19 protein-coding genes are annotated in these 20,450 nt (G+C 60.4%); 7 read left to right on the forward strand and 12 right to left on the reverse strand.

Annotated features, from left to right (window positions below; genetic code table 11):
- Window positions 1–10 precede the first annotated feature (10 nt).
- Window positions 11–2,383, reverse strand: a complete 2,373-nt coding sequence (locus BKD70_RS02610; protein WP_047278919.1) for a TonB-dependent receptor — start codon at window positions 2,381–2,383, stop codon at window positions 11–13.
- Window positions 2,384–2,538: 155 nt separating this feature from the next.
- Here BKD70_RS02610 and BKD70_RS02615 point away from each other — a divergent pair, with 155 nt between their 5' ends.
- Together BKD70_RS02615 and BKD70_RS02620 are read left to right on the forward strand one after the other, a co-directional pair.
- Entirely contained in the window at window positions 2,539–3,486 is a 948-nt protein-coding gene (locus tag BKD70_RS02615; protein ID WP_047278917.1) for a LysR family transcriptional regulator, read from the forward strand.
- Between the two features lie 110 nt (window positions 3,487–3,596).
- On the forward strand, window positions 3,597–5,204 hold the full coding sequence (locus tag BKD70_RS02620; RefSeq protein WP_047278915.1) for an alkaline phosphatase family protein: 1,608 nt from the start codon (window positions 3,597–3,599) through the stop codon (window positions 5,202–5,204).
- 57 nt (window positions 5,205–5,261) lie between these two features.
- Here the strand turns inward: BKD70_RS02620 and BKD70_RS02625 are convergent, their stop codons facing one another.
- Together BKD70_RS02625 and BKD70_RS02630 are read right to left on the reverse strand one after the other, a co-directional pair.
- The gene (locus BKD70_RS02625; protein ID WP_047278913.1) at window positions 5,262–6,167 is read right to left on the reverse strand and encodes a TauD/TfdA family dioxygenase; all 906 of its coding nucleotides are present in this window, start codon (window positions 6,165–6,167) and stop codon (window positions 5,262–5,264) included.
- 42 nt (window positions 6,168–6,209) lie between these two features.
- Entirely contained in the window at window positions 6,210–7,232 is a 1,023-nt protein-coding gene (locus BKD70_RS02630; protein ID WP_047278910.1) for an ABC transporter substrate-binding protein, read from the reverse strand.
- Window positions 7,233–7,539: 307 nt separating this feature from the next.
- On the opposite strand from BKD70_RS02630, the gene BKD70_RS02635 reads away from it, so the two are divergent.
- The 3 genes from BKD70_RS02635 to BKD70_RS02645 are packed head-to-tail and all read left to right on the forward strand — an operon-like array spanning window position 7,540 to window position 10,476.
- Window positions 7,540–9,138 (forward strand): ABC transporter permease, encoded by a 1,599-nt coding sequence (locus tag BKD70_RS02635; RefSeq protein WP_047278908.1) that lies wholly within the window; start codon window positions 7,540–7,542, stop codon window positions 9,136–9,138.
- Complete coding sequence (locus BKD70_RS02640; RefSeq protein WP_047278906.1) at window positions 9,135–9,950, forward strand: ABC transporter ATP-binding protein; 816 nt, start codon at window positions 9,135–9,137, stop codon at window positions 9,948–9,950. Before BKD70_RS02635 ends, BKD70_RS02640 begins: the two co-directional genes overlap by 4 nt.
- Before the next feature lie 46 nt (window positions 9,951–9,996).
- Window positions 9,997–10,476 carry a DUF962 domain-containing protein gene (locus BKD70_RS02645; protein WP_047278904.1) on the forward strand — a complete coding sequence of 160 codons (480 nt, stop codon included), beginning with the start codon at window positions 9,997–9,999 and terminating at the stop codon, window positions 10,474–10,476.
- Window positions 10,477–10,520: 44 nt separating this feature from the next.
- Here the strand turns inward: BKD70_RS02645 and BKD70_RS02650 are convergent, their stop codons facing one another.
- A complete protein-coding gene (locus BKD70_RS02650; protein ID WP_047278901.1) occupies window positions 10,521–11,165 on the reverse strand; it encodes an HAD family hydrolase in 645 nt (214 codons plus the stop codon).
- A gap of 32 nt (window positions 11,166–11,197) precedes the next feature.
- A complete protein-coding gene (locus BKD70_RS02655) occupies window positions 11,198–11,746 on the reverse strand; it encodes a gamma carbonic anhydrase family protein (RefSeq protein ID WP_047278899.1) in 549 nt (182 codons plus the stop codon).
- Between the two features lie 75 nt (window positions 11,747–11,821).
- On the opposite strand from BKD70_RS02655, the gene prlC reads away from it, so the two are divergent.
- Window positions 11,822–13,900 (forward strand): oligopeptidase A, encoded by a 2,079-nt coding sequence (gene prlC, locus BKD70_RS02660; protein ID WP_162493707.1) that lies wholly within the window; start codon window positions 11,822–11,824, stop codon window positions 13,898–13,900.
- Complete coding sequence (locus tag BKD70_RS02665; RefSeq protein ID WP_047278897.1) at window positions 13,897–14,175, forward strand: YheV family putative zinc ribbon protein; 279 nt, start codon at window positions 13,897–13,899, stop codon at window positions 14,173–14,175. Before prlC ends, BKD70_RS02665 begins: the two co-directional genes overlap by 4 nt.
- Before the next feature lie 50 nt (window positions 14,176–14,225).
- Here the strand turns inward: BKD70_RS02665 and BKD70_RS02670 are convergent, their stop codons facing one another.
- The 7 genes from BKD70_RS02670 to BKD70_RS02700 all read right to left on the reverse strand — a co-directional run bounded on the left by BKD70_RS02670 (window position 14,226) and on the right by BKD70_RS02700 (window position 20,383).
- Window positions 14,226–15,170: a phosphatidate cytidylyltransferase gene (locus tag BKD70_RS02670; protein ID WP_047278895.1), complete on the reverse strand. Its 945-nt coding sequence runs from the start codon at window positions 15,168–15,170 to the stop codon at window positions 14,226–14,228.
- Window positions 15,167–15,766, reverse strand: coding sequence for a 1-acyl-sn-glycerol-3-phosphate acyltransferase (locus tag BKD70_RS02675; RefSeq protein ID WP_047278893.1), 600 nt, complete (start codon window positions 15,764–15,766; stop codon window positions 15,167–15,169). Before BKD70_RS02675 ends, BKD70_RS02670 begins: the two co-directional genes overlap by 4 nt.
- On the reverse strand, window positions 15,753–16,385 hold the full coding sequence (locus BKD70_RS02680) for a CDP-alcohol phosphatidyltransferase family protein (protein WP_047278889.1): 633 nt from the start codon (window positions 16,383–16,385) through the stop codon (window positions 15,753–15,755). Before BKD70_RS02680 ends, BKD70_RS02675 begins: the two co-directional genes overlap by 14 nt.
- A 198-nt stretch (window positions 16,386–16,583) precedes the next feature.
- Window positions 16,584–17,573 carry a sulfate/molybdate ABC transporter ATP-binding protein gene (locus BKD70_RS02685; RefSeq protein ID WP_047278886.1) on the reverse strand — a complete coding sequence of 330 codons (990 nt, stop codon included), beginning with the start codon at window positions 17,571–17,573 and terminating at the stop codon, window positions 16,584–16,586.
- Between the two features lie 3 nt (window positions 17,574–17,576).
- Entirely contained in the window at window positions 17,577–18,449 is an 873-nt protein-coding gene (gene cysW / locus BKD70_RS02690; protein WP_047278884.1) for a sulfate ABC transporter permease subunit CysW, read from the reverse strand.
- Between the two features lie 13 nt (window positions 18,450–18,462).
- Window positions 18,463–19,281, reverse strand: a complete 819-nt coding sequence (cysT, locus tag BKD70_RS02695; protein ID WP_047278882.1) for a sulfate ABC transporter permease subunit CysT — start codon at window positions 19,279–19,281, stop codon at window positions 18,463–18,465.
- 91 nt (window positions 19,282–19,372) lie between these two features.
- Window positions 19,373–20,383, reverse strand: a complete 1,011-nt coding sequence (locus BKD70_RS02700) for a sulfate ABC transporter substrate-binding protein (RefSeq protein WP_047278879.1) — start codon at window positions 20,381–20,383, stop codon at window positions 19,373–19,375.
- Window positions 20,384–20,450: the final 67 nt, after the last annotated feature.

Below are 20,450 nucleotides of genomic sequence, written 5' to 3' on the forward strand. Positions count from 1 at the left end.
CCTGAGTCAGTTAGAAGTCGTAACGGCCGGTGACGCCCAAGGTGCGCGGCGAGCCCAGCAGGCCTTCATAGCCGCCGTTGCCTGCGCTCCACAGGGTGGTGTAATAGGTTTTGTCGAAGGCGTTTTTCAGCCACAGCGAAACGTCCCACTGCCCTTGGTGGAAATCGCCCCGCAGGCCTGTGGATAAGTTGACGACGGCATAGCCAGGGATTTGCGCGTAGGCCGAGTCTTCAACGGTGCCCACGGCTTTGGAGCGATAGGCATAGCTGGCGGTGACGTACTCTTCGAGTCCGTCGTTGAGGTCCCACTTGTATTCGCCGTTCACGTTGCCGATCCATTTCGACGCGCCGACCACCTGATGCCCGCTCAGGTCGCAGGACGCAGGCGCCCCCGGACGCAAGCTCACTTCTGGCGGGCACGGGGCGTCCTTGTACGAGAGGTAGCGCACGTCGTTGTAAGAACCGTTGACGTTCAATGTCAGCCCGCGCACAGGGATCAATGTGCTTTCGAACTCGACCCCGCGTGAGCGCACCGACCCGGCGTTGGTCAGGTATTGCGCCCGCGTGGCGTCGTCATAGGCCGTGGTCTGGTAGCCGTTGACCTGCGTCCAGAACAGGTTGGCGTTGAGTTGCAGGCGGCGGTCCCACAGCGTGCTCTTGAGACCCAGCTCGGCATTGTTGGCGCGTTCGGCACCGATCAACAGCGAATCGGCCCCGGCCGTGGGCGCAGAACCCACGGTCAGGTTGACCCCGCCGGATTTCTCGCCGTGGCTCAGGGTCGCGTAACCCAGCAGGTTGTCGTTGAAGTGATAACTGAGGTTGAGCAAGCCTGACGGGCTGGTGCTGTACTGGTTCAAGCCCCCGGAGTCGTAAGCCCCGACCCTCGCCCGGCGGGCCGTGGCAGCGGCCCCGGTCACGGCGACCCCGCCCACTGGCGCGTTGCGTTCCACCGAGGCGCTTTTCTCCTCATAGGTGCCGCGCAGCCCGGCGGTGAAATCCAGCTTGGGGGTCAAATGCCAGGTGCCTTGGGCAAACAGCGCAAAACTGTTGGTGTCGATATGGCCTTTGCCCAGGGTCGAGACATTGGCCAGCGCGCCCGTCGGCGTACCGTTCCAGATGTCCGCCTTGGGCCCGTAGTAGCTGAAGGATTTGTTATCCAGATCAGAGCCGAAGTAGTACGCGCCGACCACGTAATCGAAGAAGCCGCCGGTCGGCGACGCGAGGCGAAATTCCTGCGACCACTGTTTGTCCTTCACCGAAACGCCAGCGTTGTAGGCCACCGGCACATCGAGGCCGTCATCGTTGCGGGGGGTGAAATCCCACCAGCGGTAAGCGCTGACCGACGTCAGGGTGAAGTCGTTGGGCAGTGTCCAGTTGGCTTCCAGCGAGGTGCCGCCCTGAAACACGGTCACGGCTTGTTGGCTGTCGAGGTTGACCTTGCGGTGTGAACCGTTGACCAGGGTCGCGCCCACGGCGGCCGCCCGCGCTGAGTAGGGGTTCACCCCATTGATGGTCGGCCCGGTGCTGAACAGCGTACGGGTACCGGCGCTGGAGTCTTCTTCGTTGTAATCACCGATCCAGCGCAGGTTGAAATTATCGTTCGGTTTGTAGAGCAGTTGCCCGCGAAAGCCCTCACGGGAGCCGCCGTTGAGCTTGTTGCCGTCGAATTCGTTTTTGATGTCGCCGTCACTGCGGGTGCGGTACGCCGAAAAGCGCCCGGCCAGCTCATCGGTCAGCGGCCCGGAAATCGTGCCCTTGGTCTGAAAGTAACCCTGCTCTCCTACCGACGTTTCGATGCTGCGTTCCGGGGTGAAGGTCGGTGCCCCGGTGCTGATGTTGATGACCCCGGCGGTGGTGTTCTTGCCGAACAGCGTGCCTTGCGGGCCGCGCAGGACATCCAGTTGTTCAATGTCCATCAGGTCGAACACGGCCATGCCGGGACGCCCGAGGTAGACGTTGTCGATGTACAAACCGACGCTGCCCTCCAGACCATCGCTGGCCGGGTTGTTGCCCAGGCCGCGGATCGACACGCTGGACTGGCGGGCGTGCATGTAGGCTACGTTCACGCTGGGCACCAGTTGCTGCAAATCCTGAATGCGGTAGATGCGCTGCGCCTCCAGGGTCTGGCCGCTGATCACACTCATCGGCGTGGGCACGTTTTGCGCGCTTTCCTCGCGGCGCCGCGCCGTGACCGTCACCGTTTGCAGCTGGCTGCCATCGGCGTTGGCAGGGCTTGCCTTGATCGCAGGCGAGGCGTCTGGCGCAGGGGTTTCATCCGCCGCCCAGGTCATCGAGCCGCTGGCACAGCCCGCCATGAACAACGCCAGCGGCAAGCGCTTGAAAGGCCTCGAAGGTAACGGCAGGGCGAGTGGAGATGGGCGCATGGACGGCTCCTGTGGGGCGAAATACACACAACTGCATATTCCTAAAAGTTATTTGTTTATGTTTTGACAGATATTTACTGCATAAGAGATTGCCTTTATAAGGAACCGACCTAATGCATAGCCAATGCATTTCCCGGATATTTTTGATGTGAAAAATGCATATCGACCTGCGCCAACTTCGTCACTTCATTGCCCTCGCTGAGCAGCGCAGTTTTGTTGCGGGTGCGCAGGCGGTAAACCTGTCGCAATCGGCGTTCAGCCGTAGCATTCAGGCGCTGGAACACAGCGTCGGTTGCCCGTTGGTGGATCGCGGGCGTAAAGACCTGGCGCCCACCAAACAGGGTCAGGTGTTGCTGGAGCACGCCCGCAGACTGGTCAGCGGCGCACGGCAAATGGCCAATGAGATCAATCAGTTCAATGGGCTGGAGGCGGGTGAGCTGCATTTCGGCTGCGGCCCGGCGCCAGCGTCTGGCCTGGTGCCGCGCGCCATCGGACGCTTCATCGGGCGTTATCCCAAGGCGCGGGTGCATTTTCAGGTGGACGACTGGCAACGCCTGAGCAAGCGCTTGCAGGATGAAGAGTTTGAGTTTTTCGTCGCGGATACGCGCAATTTCGAGGCTGATCCGGCTTACATCACCCAGCGCTTACGGCCGCGCCGCTGGCATTTCTGCTGCCGGGCGGGTCACCCGTTGGCCGGGCGCCACAGCGTCAGTGCCGCCGAGCTGTTGAGTTATCCACTGGCGGTGACCATCCGCCCGCCAAACCTGCGCAAAGTGCTGGTGCAACTCAGTGGCCGTCTCGACTACGCACCGAATGTGGAATGCGAAAGCCCGTTCAGCCTGATGAGCGTGGTGCTGAGCAGCGACGCCATCGGTATTTGCGGTGCGTACAGCGATGTTTTTTTGTACGCCAAAGGCGATCTGGTGCGTATCGCCGTCGATGAGCTGGCAGACGATCAGGACGCGCTTTACACCCGCTACGGCATCGTCAGTCGTGCGGCGGTGCGCCTGTCGCCACTGGCCCAGGCCATGATCGAACAGATCAAGGCGCTGGATGACAGCGACGACCATGATGTGTGCGGCTTGGAGAATTTCGCCATCTGAGCCCGCCGGGGCATGCGCGCCGTGCATCAATGCCATTCACCAAATGCGCTTGTCGCTGGCGCCGTGCTCGCGCGAAATCGGTCACCTGATCTGTCAAAAGGTGAACCCCCATGCCACAGCTGCAACCTGTCAAAAACGTGCTCTACATCATGTGCGACCAACTGCGTCGCGATTATTTGTCGTGCTACGGCCACCCGCACTTGCACACGCCCAACATCGACCGGCTGGCCGCGGCGGGCGTTCGTTTCAGCCGTGCCTACACCCAGGGCACGATCTGCGGGCCGTCGCGCATGTCGGCCTACACCGGGCGCTACGTCAGCAGCCACCAAGTGGCGTGGAACGCTGTGCCATTGCCTCTGGAAGAACTGACGCTAGGGGATTACCTGCGTCCGCACGGCATTCGCACGGCTCTGGTGGGTAAAACCCACGCCACGGCCAATGTCGATGCCTTACAGCGGCTGGCTATCGACCCTGACAGCCAGCAGGCAGAAGCCTTCAATGAGGTGGGCTTTGAAGCCTACGCCCGCCATGACGGGATTTACCCTGATAGCCCCCTGTTCGATGACAAGCGTGACGCGGCGCCGTACACCCATTACCTGCGCGATCTGGGTTACGACGGTGCAAACCCGTGGCATGACTGGGCCAATGCCGGGGCCGGGCCCACGGGCGAGATCCTGAGCGGCTGGAAAATGCGCAACGCCCACCTGCCGGCCCGTGTGCTGGAGCAACATTCCGAAACCGTCTTCACCACAGACCGCGCCATCGACTTCATTCAGGAGCAAGGTGAGCAGCCGTGGTGCCTGCATTTGTCCTACATCAAACCGCACTGGCCCTACATCGCTCCGGCGCCTTATCACGCGCTGTATGGCGCTGCGCAGGTGCTGGCGCCGATCCGTGCTCAAACGCCCAGCGATCACCCGGTCTACACGGCGTTTCGACAGCACGAGGAAAGCCTGAACTTCTCCCGCGAGGACGTGCGCCTGAACGTGATTCCGACCTACATGGGCCTGATCAAACAGGTCGACGATCAACTGGGACGCCTGTTCGACCTGCTGCACAGCACGGGCCGCTGGGACGACACGCTGATTGTGTTCACCAGTGACCACGGCGACTTTTTGGGTGATCACTTGTTAGGCGAAAAGGAGTTTTTGCTGGAGCCCGCGGTGGGTGTGCCGTTGATTGTGCGCGACCCTCGGGCCGCCGCAGATGTCACGCGGGGCACGGTGGACGCGCGACTGGCTGAAACCATCGACGCGTTGCCGACCTTTTTGCAGGCGCTGGGGGTGAGTGGAGCGGAGCATCGTCTGGAGGGGCGTTCGTTGATTCCGTTGTTGCACGGCCAGAACCCCGCATGGCGCGACTATGCGATCAGCGAATATGACTACGCGTTTCAGGCACCGGCCCGCGAACGGCTGGGTCAGCCGATCGATCGTTGCCGCATGACCATGGTGCGCAGCGAACGCTGGAAGTACTTGGCGTATGACGGCTTTCGAGCGCAGTTGTTTGACCTGGAAAACGACCCGCAGGAGCTGAACGACCTGGGGGCTGACCCGGCGTATGCGGCGGTGCGTGAACAGCATGCGGGGTATTTGTTCGACTGGCTGCGCGGGCTCAAGCGCAGGACCACCATCAGCCATCAGGAAGTGGACCGTCGCGCGGAGAGCTTTCGGTATGGCGAACCTCAGGCGCAGAAGGTGGTGCAGATCGGCGTGTGGTAACGCCGGGCAAACAAAAACCCTCTCCCATCGGGAGAGGGTTGGAGGAATGGCAACGGGTCAGGCGCCTTTAGTGGTCTGGCTGCGGTGCCCTTGTACGCTCACCGGCACATCCCCTTGCAGGGTCACGCGGCGCACGATGCGCTCTTGAGTGCCGTAGTCGTCAATGGCGTAGTGCTGCGTAGAGCGGTTGTCCCAGATGGCCACGTCGCCGGTGTTCCAGCGCCAGCGCACGGTGTTTTCCAGACGGGTCACGTGGCTTTGCAGCAAGTTGAACAGGTGCGCCGAGTCGGCTTGTGAATACCCTTTGATACGTTTCACGAAATGCCCCAGCACCAGACTCTTCTCACCGCTCACCGGGTGAACGCGCACCACGGGGTGTTCGGTTTCATACACGGTCGAGGTAAAGACCTTGCGATAACGTTCGAGCTTTTCTGCCGAGACATCGGGTTTGGCGCTGGCGTAGTCGTATTCGTTGCTGTGAACCGCCCAGAGTTTGTCAGCCAGTTCTTGCAGGTCTGCGGGCAGCTTGGCGTAAGCCGTGGCGGTGTTGGCCCACACGGTGTCGCCTCCCGACGCCGGGGCCAGTACCGAGCGCAGCACCGAGGCTTTTGGGTAGGCATCCACGAAGGTGACGTCGGTGTGCCAGGAGTTGGCGCGTTGTCCTTGAGCGCCATCCAGTTCCATCAGGTATTGGGTGCCGTCACGCACCGGCACGGTGGGGTGGGCAATGGGTTCACCCAAGAGGTGGGCGAAGGCTTCCTGGCGTTGATCGTCGAGGTGGGTCTGGTTGCGGAAAAAAATCACTTTGTGGGTCAGCAGCGCCTGTTGAATGGCGTCCACGGTGGCCGGGTCGAGGTCGCCGGACAGTTTTATCCCGCGGATTTCAGCGCCGATGCGCCCCGCGACCGGATGGATGTCCAAGGCGTGTACGTCAGTTTTCACAGCTAATGCGGCAGTGCTCATCGTAAGAACCTCATCGTGTTTGACGGTGGTGGGGCGAAGGGATTAGCGGGTGGCGGCGGCCAGCGGCGGGGCAACCCAGTCGCTGACGTGAAACGCTTTGCGGATCAGCCGCTGTTGAGCGGCCAGGGTGACTGAGTCTTGCAGGGTGGCCAGGAATACCGGGTCCAGTTGCGACGGGAAAACCTCGCTGAAGGTTTGGTCCTTGAGGTCTTGCTCAAGGATCTGCGGCGGGTAGCTGGCCAGCCCCGAAACCAGTTGGATGTAGGCCGGTTTGTTGGCGTCGTTGGTCAGCCATTGCACCGCTTGCTCCTGGGTTTTGAGCAGTTTGGCCACGGCTTGCGGGTGCGCATCGACAAACGCGCCCGCGCCTACCAGTACGCTTTGGACGCTGCCTGCGTTGTTTAAATCTTTGGTGGTCAACGGGATTTCGGCCAGGCCTTTGGCCTGCAGCGAGCTGAGGTTGGAACCGCCCCACGAGGCATCGATCTGTTGGGCGGCCAGGGCTGCCACGGCGGCGTTGAAGTCCAGGTTGATGACTTTCAGGTCCTTCTCACTCAGGCCCACGCTGGCCAACGCGGCGTCGAACGACAGTTGGGTCGCGGTGCCACGGAACAGGCCGACACGTTTGCCCTTGAGGTCGTGCAGGGTTTTGATCCCCGAGCCCGGCACCACGGCCAGGTATTGCTTGTTGCCTCGTGCCGCCGCGCTCAACAGGCGGGTGTCCAGACCATTGGCTTTGCCGATGATGGCCGCCAGATCGCCCAGGTAAGCGAAGTCGACTTGGCCATTGGCGAACGCTTCGTTGATCACCGGCCCTGCGCCTTTGAAGTATTTCCAGTCGATGGTGACGCCGTCTTCGGCAAAGGCTTTTTCCAGCAGTTGCTGGCTGCGCAGGACGTCGCTGATACCGCCTCCACTGTGTTGCGCGCCAGCGCTCAGGTCGGGCACGGCGATGCGGATGTGTTTCAGGTCCTCAGCCTGCGCCAGCCAGGGCAAGTAGCCCAGCAAGCCAATGAGTGTGGGGGCGGCGAGGCGGCGCAGAGCACGTTTGAACGGGATGGGCATGGTGCAGCTCCTGAAGGCGGCGGGCAGTGAGGAGCAAAAAGTAGGCAGAAGATTTTCAGGACAATAAATACTAAGAGTTCACAACTTATTAACCAAAAGGAATAAGCGTTGCAGCCTGCGGGTGCTGGCCCGGTATGCATGAATCGCACTGAAAATATTCATGCATTGCATTGGAAGCCTGCGCAAAGACAGGCCATAAAGAGCAGTGCTTATCACCGATAGGCAGCTTTTTATCGTTTTATAGATCAGACGGAAATATCTACAGCCGGTTTGATAACGCCCGCACAGCCGACAACGGAGGTCTGCGATGACTAAGGCTTCGCTGCTCAATTCACCGATGACCGCCCCGCCGCTGAGGTTCAAGGTGTGGTCACCCCCTTTCAATCAACGGGTATTGCCCTGGATTGTGCCGTTCAGCTTGCTGGCGTTGTGGTGGCTGGCGAGCCGCAATCAATGGATGAGCGAGCAAATCCTGCCGCCGCCTTCGCTGGTGTGGCAAAGCGCGCTGGAACTGGGTTCCGGCGAGCTGTGGGCACATTTGGCCATCAGCTTGCAGCGCCTGTTGGTGGGGTTGCTGGCGGGGGTGAGCATCGGTGCCGTGTTGGGGGCGGCGATGGGATTGAGCCGCCGCGCCGAGCGCGTGGTGCTGCCGACCTTCAGCGCACTGGCGCAAATCCCGACGTTGGCGTGGATTCCCCTGTTCATGGTGTTTTTCGGCATCGGTGAAGTGCTCAAACTGGTGGTGCTGATCAAGGCCATCGTGGTGCCCGTCACGCTGCACACGTTGATCGGCGTGCGCGATGCCCAGCCTACGTTGCGCGAGGCCGCGCAGGTGTTGCGCTTGCCGCTGACGCTACGGTTGCGGCGCCTGATTATCCCGGCGGCCCTGCCCGGCTTCATGTCCGGGTTACGGCTGGCGCTGGCCACGGGCTGGACGTCGTTACTGGCGGTGGAGTTGCTGGCGTCCAGCGAAGGCATCGGCTACCTGATGGTGTATGCGCGGCAGCTGTTTATGCTCGACATCGTGTTTGTGTGCATCGCGGTGATCGGGGTGATGGGCGTGGCGATGGACCGCGGTATCGGCTGGCTGGATAAAAAATGGGTGCACTGGCCCCATGCGGCCACTGCCCAATTGGCACGTGGTCCCCGTGCTCAAGGCTGGCAGCGCCTGGAGTCCTGGTGGTTGCCGCTGGGGTTGTTCGGGGTGTGGCAACTGGCAGTGGCGTTGCAGTGGGTCGACCCGCAGATTTTGCTCAGCCCGCTGGCGGTGTTGCAGAGCACCTGGATCGGGCTGGTTGACGGCAGTTTGCCCACGGCGCTGGCCTTGAGCCTGAAACGCACGCTGGGTGGCCTGGTGATGGGGGGCGGTTTGGGGTTTGGCCTGGGCGTGCTGCTGGGGATGACGCGTGTCAGTGAGCGGTTGCTCGGGCCGAGCTTGTCGGCCTTGCGCCAGATTGCGATTTTCGCGTGGGTGCCGCTGCTCACGGCATGGTTTGGCCTGGGCGAGTTGTCGAAGTGGGCGTTCGTTGCTCTGGCTGCTTTTTTTCCGCTGTTTATTGCCACTCAGCGCAGCGTGGCGACGCTTTCGCCCCTGCTGCGGGAGGCCGCGCAGGTGATGCGCCTGAGCCTGTGGCAGCGCGTGCGCGTGCTGGTCTTGCCGGGGGCCGCGCCGGGGATCTTCGCCGGACTGCGCCTGAGCCTGATCTATGCATGGCTCGGCACCATCGGCGCGGAATATTTCATGCCCTCCAACGGCGGCATCGGCAGCCTGATGATCGGTGCGCAACAACTGCTGCGCATGGACACGATCTTCAGCGGCATGCTGCTGGTCGGCCTGACCGGCGCCGCTTTGAACCTGATTGGCCAACGCCTGGAACGTCGCGCAACGCGCTGGAGACACGCATGAACGCACCGATTGTCAGTTTTAACCACGTGGGCAAAACCTTCGAAGTGGATGGCGCGGCACTGGAAGCCATCCGTGATTTCAACGTGCAAATCGCTGAAGGTGAGTTTGTCGCCATCGTCGGGTCCAGTGGCTGCGGCAAGTCGACGTTGCTGCGCCTGCTGGTGGGGCTGGACACCGACTTTCAGGGCACGATTGAAGTCGATGGCAAGCCGGTCACGGGCGTGGGCAGTGAACGCGGGATTGTGTTTCAGGAGCACCGGTTGTTCCCGTGGCTCAGCGTGGAGGACAACATCGGCCTGGGGCTGGTCAACGAAGCGCTCAGCCCCGTGGAACGCCGTCAGCGGGTGGCGGCGTTCATCGAATTGGTGGGTTTGACGGATTTCGCCCGCGCCCTTCCGCATCAGTTGTCGGGCGGCATGGCGCAACGCGTGGCGATTGCTCGCGGGTTGGTGGCCAGCCCACGGATTCTGTTGCTGGACGAGCCGTTCGGCGCGCTGGATGCCCTGACCCGTCAGCACATGCAGGATGAGCTGCTGGCGATTCGGGCACGGGCGAAAATCACCACGGTGCTGGTGACCCACGACGTGGAAGAAGCGATCTTTTTGGCTGACCGCGTGGTGGTGCTTGAGCCGCGTCCGGGCCGGATCAAACAGATAGTCAACGTTGACCTGCCGCACCCGCGTCAACGCGCCAGCTTTGCGTTTCATCAACTGCGCGAAGAGCTGCTGCATGAGCTGACCCACGCGGATCACTACACGCCGGTTGCGCCCATTCAGGTGCGTGATGTGCCCTTGGCCTTTATCGCGGTGTGAGGCAAGCGCCTACACTGGGTTGATCGTTCATCCCAAAGGCGGCGCCATGAAAACCCTCGTCGAGCATTTGAGCCAGTACGCCGCGTATCACCGCGATACGCGCAATATCCTGAGCCACTTTGTCGGCATTCCGCTGATCGTGATTGCGGTGGCGACGCTGCTGTCACGCCCGCAGTGGGCCGCCATCTCGCCAGCGTTGGTGCTGATGGTGGCCTGCGCGGTGTTTTATCTGCGACTTGAGCGACGGCTCGGGTTGCTGATGACGGTATTGATGGGGTTGGCGGTGTGGCTCGGTTATCGGCTCGCCGCCCTGAGCACGGGGCTGTGGCTGGGCTGGGGCGTCGGCTTGTTTGTGCTGGGGTGGGTGATTCAGTTCGTGGGGCATTACTACGAAGGCCGCAAACCGGCGTTCATCGATGACGTGACCGGGTTGATCGTCGGCCCTTTGTTTGTGGTGGTGGAAGTGGGCTTTTTGCTGGGCTGGCGCAAGGATTTGCAGCAGGCGATCGAGCAACGCAGTCGCTGATGCGTTGAGCGGGGCCTGACCCCCGCCCAACCTCGGCAGCGCCTTTACCTGAACGCCTGATGCAGTTGCGCCAGGGTCTGGAAGTGGTACGTGGGCGCGAACGCGCTCAGCTCCTCAAAGCTGCCAAAGCCATACCCCACGGCGGCGGCATCCAGGCCATTTTCCCGGGCGCCGATCAGGTCGTGCTTGCGGTCGCCGATCATCAAGGTCTGGGCCGGGTCGAGCCCTTGCTCGGTCAGCAAGTGGCGGATCAGCTCGACTTTATGGGTGCGCGTGCCGTCCAGCTCGCTGCCGTAAATCACCTTGAAGTGGCGGGCGAAGTCAAAATGACGCGCGATTTCGCGGGCATACACCTGCGGCTTGGAGGTGGCGATAAATAGCTGCCGACCTTGGCCGACCAGCTCTTCCAGCAACGGCGTCACACCGTCAAACACGTGGTTTTCATACAGCCCGGTCACGGCAAACCGCTCGCGGTAAAAGCCCATGGCTTCCCAGGCACGGGCCTCGTCAAAGCCATAGGTGGCCATGAACGCTTGCAGCAAAGGCGGGCCAATGAAGTGTTCCAGTTTGCTCAGGTCAGGTTCGTCGATGCCCATTTTGCTCAGGCCGTACTGAATTGAACGGGTAATGCCTTCTCGCGGATCAGTCAACGTGCCATCAAGGTCGAACAATACGTTTTGGTAATGCATGCAAGGCTCCTAAGCCGTGATCTTGAAGAGGCTCAAACGGGCTGGTGGTAGCCTTCGGCCAAGTGTTGGTCCTTGAGTTTGACGTAGTTGCCAGCGCTGTAGGTGAAGAAGGCCTTTTCCTTATCGGTCAGCGCACGCACTGGCCTGACCGGGCTGCCAACGTACAGAAAGCCGCTGTCCAGACGCTTGCCGGGAGGCACCAGGCTGCCTGCGCCCACGATGACATCGTCCTCAATGACGGCGCCGTCCATCACGATGCTGCCCATGCCGATCAGCACGCGGCTGCCCACGGTACAGCCATGCAGCATGACTTTGTGCGCGATGGTCACGTCGTCCCCGATCAGCAGCGGGAACCCGTCGGGGTTGAACGGCCCGGCGTGGGTGATGTGCAGCACGCAGCCGTCCTGCACGCTGGTGCGCGCGCCGATACGGATGCGGTGCATGTCGCCGCGAATTACGGTCAGTGGCCAGACGGAGCTGTCGGCGCCGATCTCGACATCGCCGATCACCACGGCCGAACGGTCAACGAAGGCGCGTTCGCCCAATACGGGGGTGTGCTGCTGGAACGGACGGATGGACACAAATAGCTTCCTTCTTTAGCAGTAATAGGGCGTCACAGGGCTGCGGACTGCGGCGATTGTAATTAAGATGGCCCAATGTTTCTTCCAGCCAAGGTGCTTAACGTGAGCGAGAACAACCCTCTATTGCAGCCCTACGACCTGCCGCCGTTCTCGGCGATCCGTCCTGAGCACGTGCAGCCGGCCATCGAGCAGATCCTCGCTGACAACCGCGCCGGCATCGAAAAAATTCTTCAAGACCAAGGCCAAAACCCGACATGGGAAGGTCTGGTGCTGGCCATGGATGAGCTGAACGACCGGCTGGGCGCTGCCTGGAGCCCGGTCAGCCACCTCAATGCCGTGTGTAACAGCGCCGAACTGCGGGCTGCCTACGAGGCATGTTTGCCTGCCTTGAGTGCCTATTCGACCGAGATGGGCCAGAACCGCGAGCTGTTCCAAGCGTTCGAAGCCCTCGCGCACAGCCCGCACGTCGCTGACTTCGATCAGGCGCAACTGACCATTCTGGAGCACTCGCTGCGCGACTTCCGTCTGTCGGGTATCGACCTGCCGCACGACAAGCAAAAGCGCTACGCCGAGGTGCAGAGCAAGCTGTCCGAGCTGGGCAGCAAGTTCTCCAACCAACTGCTGGACGCCACGCAAGCCTGGACCAAGCACATCACTGACGAAGCGGCCCTGGCGGGCCTGACCGAGTCGGCCAAGGCGCAAATGGCGGCAGCGGCTCAAGCCAAAGGGCTGGACGGCTGGCTGATTACCCTCGAATTCCCGAGCTACTACCCGGTCATGACCTACGCCGAAGACCGCGCGCTGCGCGAAGAAGTCTACGCAGCGTACTGCACCCGCGCATCGGATCAAGGCCCGAATGCCGGTACGTTCGATAACGGCCCGGTGATGGAAGAAATCCTCGACCTGCGCCAGGAGTTGGCGCAGTTGCTGGGCTTCGGCAGTTTTGCCGAGCTGAGCCTGGCCACCAAAATGGCCGAGACCCCGGACCAGGTGCTGACCTTCCTGCGTGATCTGGCCAAGCGCAGCAAGCCGTTTGCCGCGCGTGACCTGGAGCAGCTGCAAGCCTATGCCGCCGAACAGGGCTGCCCGGAACTCAAAAGCTGGGACAGCGGTTTCTTCGGCGAGAAGCTGCGCGAGCAGCGCTACAGCGTGTCTCAGGAAACCCTGCGCGCTTACTTCCCGATCGACAAAGTGCTCAAGGGCCTGTTCGACATCGTGCATACCCTGTACGGCATCGACATCGTTGAACTCAAAGGTTTCGACACCTGGCACCCGGACGTTCGCCTGTTTGAAATCAAGGAAAACGGCCAGCACATCGGGCGTTTCTTCTTTGACCTGTACGCCCGCGCCAACAAGCGCGGCGGTGCGTGGATGGACGGCGCCCGCGACCGTCGCCGCACGGCGGCTGGCGTGTTGCAAAGCCCGGTGGCGAACCTGGTGTGCAACTTCACCCCGGCAGTGGCGGGCAAGCCTGCACTGCTGACACACGACGAAGTGACCACCCTGTTCCACGAGTTCGGTCACGGCTTACACCACATGCTGACCGAGATCGAACACTCGGGCGTGTCCGGCATCAATGGCGTGGCGTGGGATGCGGTCGAGCTGCCGAGTCAGTTCATGGAAAACTGGTGCTGGGAGCCTGAAGGCCTGGCGCTGATTTCCGGTCACTACGAAACCGGCGAAGCCTTGCCGCAAGACTTGCTGCAAAAAATGCTCGCGGCCAAGAATTTCCAGTCCGGCCTGATGATGGTTCGCCAGCTGGAATTCTCGCTGTTCGACTTCGAACTGCACGCCACCCACGGTGACGGCCGCAGCGTGGCTCAAGTGCTCGACGGTATCCGCGATGAGGTTTCGGTCATGCGCCCTCCGGCGTATAACCGCTTCCCGAACAGCTTTGCGCACATCTTCGCGGGCGGTTACGCGGCGGGCTATTACAGCTACAAGTGGGCCGAAGTGCTGTCGGCGGACGCGTTCTCGCGCTTTGAAGAAGAAGGCGTGTTCAACCCGCATACCGGCAAGGCATTCCGTCAGGCGATTCTGGCCCGCGGGGGTTCCAAAGCGCCGATGGAGCTGTTCAAGGATTTCCGTGGCCGTGAGCCATCGATTGACGCGCTGTTGCGTCACAGCGGCCTGACCGAGGGTTCGGCAGCATGAGCGATGCACCCGTGATCAAAACCAAAAAACGCTTTATCGCCGGGGCGGTTTGCCCGGCGTGCAGCGAGCCTGACAAATTGATGATGTGGAATGAAAACGACGTGCCGCACCGCGAATGTGTGGCATGCGGTTATTCGGACACCTTGAATGAGCAAGGCCTGTCGATACCCAAGGAATTGGGGACGCGGGTCAATACCTCGGCCTTGAATAAAGCGCCTGATCCCAAGGTTCAGGCAGTGCAATTCTTCCCCAATCCGAAGTTGAAAAAGCCTTAACGCCAAAAACGCCCTGTGGTCGCTATTGCGGTGCGACCACAGGGCGGCTTTCAGGCCGAGAAGAAGTAGCGTGTCAGGTGAAAGAAGATCGGCGCTGCAAAGCAAACCGAGTCCATTCTGTCGAGCATCCCGCCGTGGCCTTTGATCAATGTGCCCCAATCTTTGGCGCTCAGGCTTCGCTTGATGGCTGACATGACCAGCCCGCCGACAAACCCCATGACCACGATCACAAAGGCCATCAACAGTGATTGCCAAAAATTGAAGGGGGTCAGCCAAAACATGCCCCCGCCAATCAGGGTCGCCGCCAGACCGCCGCCCACCAGCCCCTCAACGGTTTTTGAAGGACTGACCTGTGGCGCGACTTTGTGTTTGCCAAAGAGCTTGCCAAACACGTACTGCAGGACATCACTCATCTGCACCACAAACACCATGTAGAACAACAGCAACGCGTTTTGCCCCTCAAACCCCTCCAGATCCAGCATTAACAGCGCGGGTGCGTGGCTAATGCAGAAAATGCAGATCATCACCCCCCACTGGATTTTTGCCGTGCGCTCCAAAAACCCGTCGGTGTCCTGACTCAGTACCGCAATCGCGGGTAGCAGTAGAAAGGCATACACCGGGATCAATAGCGTAAACATCGAATACCAGTGGGTAGCGATCAGCACATATTGCAGCGGTATAAGGATGAAAAAGGCGACAAACAGCGCGTTATGGTCGCCTCTTTTGGTGGGGGCCAACGTAATGAACTCTCGGAGCGCTAACAGAGAAATGAAACCGAAAAGAATGACGGTTGCATGACTGCCGAGCAGGTAGGAGGTAAAGAAAACAATCACCATCCCCCACCACGCATTCACACGCTGATTCAGGTTTTCGACCGTTTCCACGCCATGCTCGGTGGTCGCGCGCCTGGCCAGTACATGACCGATGATCGAGGCGATGACCAGCAGACTGGCAAGCCCGGCAAAGAACCACAGAAACTTGGTTTCAAATGTCATTTGGATAACCTCACGATGGCATCGCGCGCGCGCTCAAGGAATTGCTGTTTCTCTTCGCCAGCGATGGTGGGCAGCGGATTGCCGATCCTGATGGTGCAGATAATGGGCAGGGGGAAATGTTTGCCTTTAGGCATTGAGCGATGAAGGTTTTCCAAATAAACGGGCACCAGGTCGACCTCTGGGAACGTTTCGCTCAACCGGAACAGACCCGATTTGAAATCGCCCGGCAGGGCCTGGCAGGAGCGCGTTCCTTCCGGAAAGAAAATGATTGAGTGCCCGGCGTGCAGCACGTCGAATATGGGCTCCAGCGCGGGTTTACCGGCGTCTGGCTTACGCTCAATCAATACGGCATTCAGCCCTTTTTTTGAAATGTACGAAAGAAATGCGTTCTTGCCCCAATAGTCGGCTGCGGCCACCGGCTTCACATTAAGGCGAGCCTCTTGCGGGAGGGCCGCAATAATGGCCAGTGTGTCCATATGGCTGGTGTGGTTGGCGAAATAGATACGCTGGCGGGTCAGGTCGGGAGGGCTCTCCCAGCGGGCGTTCACACCAATCAGGACACGAAGCACTGAAATCAGAGCGTTACTGATCCACATGGGCGTTTTCCTTTAGCTGTCTGACGATAGCGAGCGTTCGTGTGCCGCAGGTGATAAGCGAGCCGATAACGATGATGAACAGGGTGGCCACTAGCGCGAGGTGCGTGCCATAAACGGCCGTTTCAATCGCATTCAATAAGAGGGCGCCCGTCATCAGAGCCATCCGGTGCTGTTTGGCCATGGGCCCTTTAAAACACTGAGTAAGGCCAATCGATCCGCCAAAAACCCTGACATAGGCGGTCAGGGCTGCGGCCAGGGCGCCAAACCATCCAAGGTCTGAATAACCGATGGCATACCCAAGCCCGACGATGAGCACACTGTCGGCCACGCGATCCGGAAATTCGTTGTAGAGACTGCCGAGGCTGGATTGTTTTCCACCCTCTATCGCCACCATGCCATCGAGCAGATTGCACAGCAGGCGCAGTTGAATAAAGAGCGCACACGCGATCGACCCCATGACCCCGTTGTCCACGATCAACAGGCTGGCACCGGCTAACGCAAAGACCACACTGGCGATTGATATCTGGTTGGGGGAGATATTTCTTTTGAGCAAGGCATCTGTGATGCCCGTCGCCCATTTGGAGGCGCGTGCCTTGATGGGCCTTCGGTTTTCCTTCATGCGAATCCTTGCATCTTGCTGTGAGAGAAGAGGCGGACTTTAAGTGCGAAAGTCGGATAGCTATGTCGGGGCCGATGGGTAACTTGCGAGAGAAGTAGCCGATAGTTTTGTAGGTGTTCAGGTGCAGAAGTAGTGTTCAAACGCCTAAAAAAAGCCTGAGCGTCGAGAGACGTCAGGCTTTGGTGGGGCGTGCGAACGTTACAGGCTAGAGTGTTTCTGCCACACCTTCGGTTTGAAGAACAACGTCTCGCCACGGGTCAGATCGGTCAGGCTGTCATGGTCTTTGACCACTTCCACTTCGATCAACTCGCTTTGCCCCTCAACCTTCAAGGTCACGCGAGTGGTCGCGCCCAGCGGACGGATGTCGCGTACCTGGGCGGCGTGGTGTTCTTCAATCTCATGGCGTGACAACGACACTTCGTGCGGACGGAACAGGACGTGTTGGTCTTCACCGATGTGCAGGCGGTTGGAGTCGCCCAGGAAGTGGTACACAAAATCGCTGGCCGGGTTTTCGTAGACGTCACCCGGGGAGCCGATCTGCTCGATCACGCCTTTGTTCATGACCACGATGCGGTCCGCGACTTCCATCGCTTCTTCCTGGTCGTGGGTGACGAACACCGATGTCAGGTTGATGTCTTCGTGCAGGCGCGCCAACCAGCGGCGCAGCTCTTTGCGCACCTTGGCATCCAGGGCGCCGAAAGGTTCGTCCAGCAACAGCACTTTAGGCTCAACCGCCAGGGCGCGGGCCAGGGCAATACGTTGACGCTGGCCGCCTGACAGTTGCTCCGGGTAACGGTCGGATAACCAGTCCAGTTGCACCATGTTCAGCAGTTCGTGGACTTTTTCGGCAATCCGGCTTTCGCTCGGGCGTTCCTTTTTTGGCTTCATGCGCAGGCCGAACGCGACGTTGTCAAACACCGTCATGTGGCGGAACAGCGCGTAATGCTGGAACACAAACCCGACGTTGCGATCACGCACGTCATGGCCGGAGACGTCTTCGCCGTGGAACACGATGTTGCCTTCGTCCGGGGTTTCCAGGCCGGCAATGATGCGCAGCAACGTGGTTTTGCCGCAGCCCGACGGCCCCAGCAAAGCCACCAGCTCGCCACTCTGGATGTCCAGATTGATGCGGTCCAGCGCCTTGAAGGCGTTGAAGTTTTTGCTGACGTTACGAACTTCGATCGACATGCTTTATTCCTCTGCGGCGCTGGCGCGCAGGCGGTTAATACGGGATTCGCTCCACTGCTTGAGCAGCAGGATGAAGAGCGCCAGGATCAGCAACAGGGTGGCCACGGCGAAGGCGGCAACGTGGTTGTATTCGTTGTAGAGAATCTCGACGTGCAGCGGCAGGGTGTTGGTCACCCCGCGAATGTGCCCGGACACCACCGACACTGCACCGAATTCGCCCATCGCCCGCGCGGTACACAGCACCACGCCGTAGATCAGGCCCCATTTGATATTGGGCACCGTGACGTGCCAGAACATCTGCCAGCCGTTGGCGCCCAGCAGGCGTGCGGCTTCTTCTTCTTGCGTGCCCTGCTCCTGCATCAGCGGGATCAGTTCGCGCGCCACGAAGGGCACGGTGACAAAAATGGTCGCCAGCACGATGCCTGGCAGTGCGAACACGATCTGGATGTCATGGTCTTGCAGCCACTCACCGAAGAAGCCCTGCGCACCGAACATCAGCACGTAGACCAGACCGGCGATCACTGGCGACACCGAGAACGGCAGGTCGATCAGGGTGACGAGGATGCTTTTGCCGCGGAAGCTGTATTTGCTCACGCACCAGGCCGCACTGACGCCGAAGACCACGTTGAGCGGCACCGAAATCGCGACGGCGATCACGGTCAGTTTCAGGGCCGACAGGGCATCGGGCTCAAGGATGGCGTCGAAGAACGCGCCGAAGCCCAGTTTCAGGCCCTGAGAAACCACGATCAGCAGAGGCAACAGCAGGAAGACGACGAAGAACAACCAACCAAAGGCAATCAGTACCCGACGCGACAGCGGGCTGCCACGGCGGGCGGCGTTGGCGACGGAGGCTGCGTTCAAAGTGGCATTGGACATGGTGACGCCTCCTTCAAGGGGTTTCGATGCGGCGCTGAATCAGGTTGATCAGCAGCAGCAAAATGAAGGAAACCACCAGCATCATCACGCCAATGGCCGTGGCACCGGTGTAGTCGTATTGGTCCAGCTTGACCATGATCAGCAGCGGCAGGATCTCGGTTTTCATCGGCATGTTGCCGGCGATGAAAATCACGGAGCCGTACTCGCCAACACCGCGGGCGAAGGCCAGTGCGAAGCCGGTGAGCCAGGCGGGCAACAACGCGGGCACCAGAATGTGGCGGAACACTTGCAAGGGTTTGGCGCCCAGGCACGCGGCAGCTTCTTCGACCTCACGCGGGATATCAGCCAGCACCGGCTGGACGGTGCGCACCACGAACGGCAGCGTGACGAAGGTCAGTGCCAGGGTGATACCCATCGGGGTGTAGGCGATTTTGAAACCCAGGTCGGTGGCGAACTGGCCAATCCAGCCGTTGGGGGCGTAAAGCGCGGTCAGGGCGATACCGGCGACCGCGGTCGGCAGCGCGAAAGGCAGGTCGATCATGGCATCGATGACCTTGCGCCCCGGGAAGGTGTAGCGCACCAGCACCCAGGCCAACACGGTGCCGATGATGCCGTTGATCAGTGCTGCAACAAAGGCAGTACCGAAGCTCAACTTGAGCGCGGCCAGTACGCGAGGGGCGGTGACGATGGCCCAAAACTGGTCCCAGGTCAGCTGCGCGGCATGCACGAACATGGCGGCCAGGGGGATCAGCACAATCAGGCTGAGATACACCAAGGTGTAGCCCAGTGTCAGCCCGAAGCCGGGTATGACGGGGGAGATACGACGCGACATAAAAGTCCTTGTTTAACGCACGAAGCCCGCAAACCGATTGCGGGCTTAATGTTCTAGCTTTCAGCGATACCTAAAAGGCCCGCCCCACAGGTTATTGCGCCTGATAGATCTGGTCGAACACGCCACCGTCATTGAAGAATTTCGGTTGGGCAGTCTTCCAGCCACCGAAGTCTTTGTCGATAGTCACAAGGTCCAGCTTCGGAAACTGTTGTGCGTATTTGGCCGCGACCTTCTCATCACGCGGGCGGTAGAAGTTCTTTGCAGCAATTTCCTGACCGGCCGGGCTGTACAGGTGTTCGAGGTAGGCTTTTGCGATCTCGGCGTTGCCTTGTTTGTCCGCGTTTTTGTCGACCACGGCGACCGGAGGCTCGGCCAGAATCGACAGCGATGGCACGACGATGTCGAACTTGTCTGCCCCGCCATCTTCTTTGAGCGCCAAAAAGGCTTCGTTTTCCCACGCCAGCAGCACGTCACCCTGACCGTTGTTGACGAAGGTGATGGTCGAGCCGCGCGCGCCGGTGTCCAGCACAGGCACATGCTGGAACAGTTTTTCTACATAGGCCTTGGCTTTGGTTTCGTCGCCACCATTGGCCTTGAGGCCGTAGGCATAGGCCGCGAGGAAGTTCCAGCGTGCGCCGCCACTGGTTTTGGGGTTCGGTGTAATCACCGACACGCCGTCTTTGGTCAGGTCGTTCCAGTCCTTGATGCCTTTAGGGTTGCCCTTGCGCACCAGGAACACGATGGTCGAGGTGTACGGGGTGCTGGCGTCCGGAAGGCGGGTTTGCCAGTTATCCGGCAGGGTTTTACCCAACTTGGCGATTTCGTCGATGTCGCCTGCCAACGCCAGGGTCACCACGTCAGCGCGCAGGCCATCGATCACGCCACGGGCCTGTTTGCCCGAGCCCCCATGGGATTGCTGGATTTTGACTGTGTCGCCGGGATGGCTTTGCTGCCAGAACTGAGTGAATTCAGCGTTGTAATCCTGATACAGCTCACGGGTTGGATCGTAGGAAACGTTCAACAACTCGTAATCTTTGGCCACGGCAGAACCCGCAAAAATGGCACTGGCCAGCGCGGCCAAAGCGTAACGGCGTAGGGACATAGGTGAGGCTCCAGAGCAGCGTGTATTTTTAGTTTTTATAAGCGCCCCAGACAGGGCGCCTGCGGTA

It is taken from the genome of Pseudomonas sp. BS-2016, assembly GCF_001806145.1.
Lineage (GTDB): Bacteria > Pseudomonadota > Gammaproteobacteria > Pseudomonadales > Pseudomonadaceae > Aquipseudomonas > Aquipseudomonas lundensis.

Bases quoted from the DNA above. Each gene is read 5' to 3' on its own strand.
- BKD70_RS02610 (WP_047278919.1), bottom strand. From the start codon at position 2,383: ATGCGCCCATCTCCACTCGCCCTGCCGTTACCTTCGAGGCCTTTCAAG.
- BKD70_RS02615 (WP_047278917.1), top strand. From the start codon at position 2,539: ATGCATATCGACCTGCGCCAACTTCGTCACTTCATTGCCCTCGCTGAG.
- BKD70_RS02620 (WP_047278915.1), top strand. From the start codon at position 3,597: ATGCCACAGCTGCAACCTGTCAAAAACGTGCTCTACATCATGTGCGAC.
- BKD70_RS02625 (WP_047278913.1), bottom strand. From the start codon at position 6,167: ATGAGCACTGCCGCATTAGCTGTGAAAACTGACGTACACGCCTTGGAC.
- BKD70_RS02630 (WP_047278910.1), bottom strand. From the start codon at position 7,232: ATGCCCATCCCGTTCAAACGTGCTCTGCGCCGCCTCGCCGCCCCCACA.
- BKD70_RS02635 (WP_047278908.1), top strand. From the start codon at position 7,540: ATGACTAAGGCTTCGCTGCTCAATTCACCGATGACCGCCCCGCCGCTG.
- BKD70_RS02640 (WP_047278906.1), top strand. From the start codon at position 9,135: ATGAACGCACCGATTGTCAGTTTTAACCACGTGGGCAAAACCTTCGAA.
- BKD70_RS02645 (WP_047278904.1), top strand. From the start codon at position 9,997: ATGAAAACCCTCGTCGAGCATTTGAGCCAGTACGCCGCGTATCACCGC.
- BKD70_RS02650 (WP_047278901.1), bottom strand. From the start codon at position 11,165: ATGCATTACCAAAACGTATTGTTCGACCTTGATGGCACGTTGACTGAT.
- prlC (WP_162493707.1), top strand. From the start codon at position 11,822: ATGTTTCTTCCAGCCAAGGTGCTTAACGTGAGCGAGAACAACCCTCTA.
- BKD70_RS02665 (WP_047278897.1), top strand. From the start codon at position 13,897: ATGAGCGATGCACCCGTGATCAAAACCAAAAAACGCTTTATCGCCGGG.
- BKD70_RS02670 (WP_047278895.1), bottom strand. From the start codon at position 15,170: ATGACATTTGAAACCAAGTTTCTGTGGTTCTTTGCCGGGCTTGCCAGT.
- BKD70_RS02675 (WP_047278893.1), bottom strand. From the start codon at position 15,766: ATGTGGATCAGTAACGCTCTGATTTCAGTGCTTCGTGTCCTGATTGGT.
- BKD70_RS02680 (WP_047278889.1), bottom strand. From the start codon at position 16,385: ATGAAGGAAAACCGAAGGCCCATCAAGGCACGCGCCTCCAAATGGGCG.
- BKD70_RS02685 (WP_047278886.1), bottom strand. From the start codon at position 17,573: ATGTCGATCGAAGTTCGTAACGTCAGCAAAAACTTCAACGCCTTCAAG.
- cysW (WP_047278884.1), bottom strand. From the start codon at position 18,449: ATGTCCAATGCCACTTTGAACGCAGCCTCCGTCGCCAACGCCGCCCGC.
- cysT (WP_047278882.1), bottom strand. From the start codon at position 19,281: ATGTCGCGTCGTATCTCCCCCGTCATACCCGGCTTCGGGCTGACACTG.
- BKD70_RS02700 (WP_047278879.1), bottom strand. From the start codon at position 20,383: ATGTCCCTACGCCGTTACGCTTTGGCCGCGCTGGCCAGTGCCATTTTT.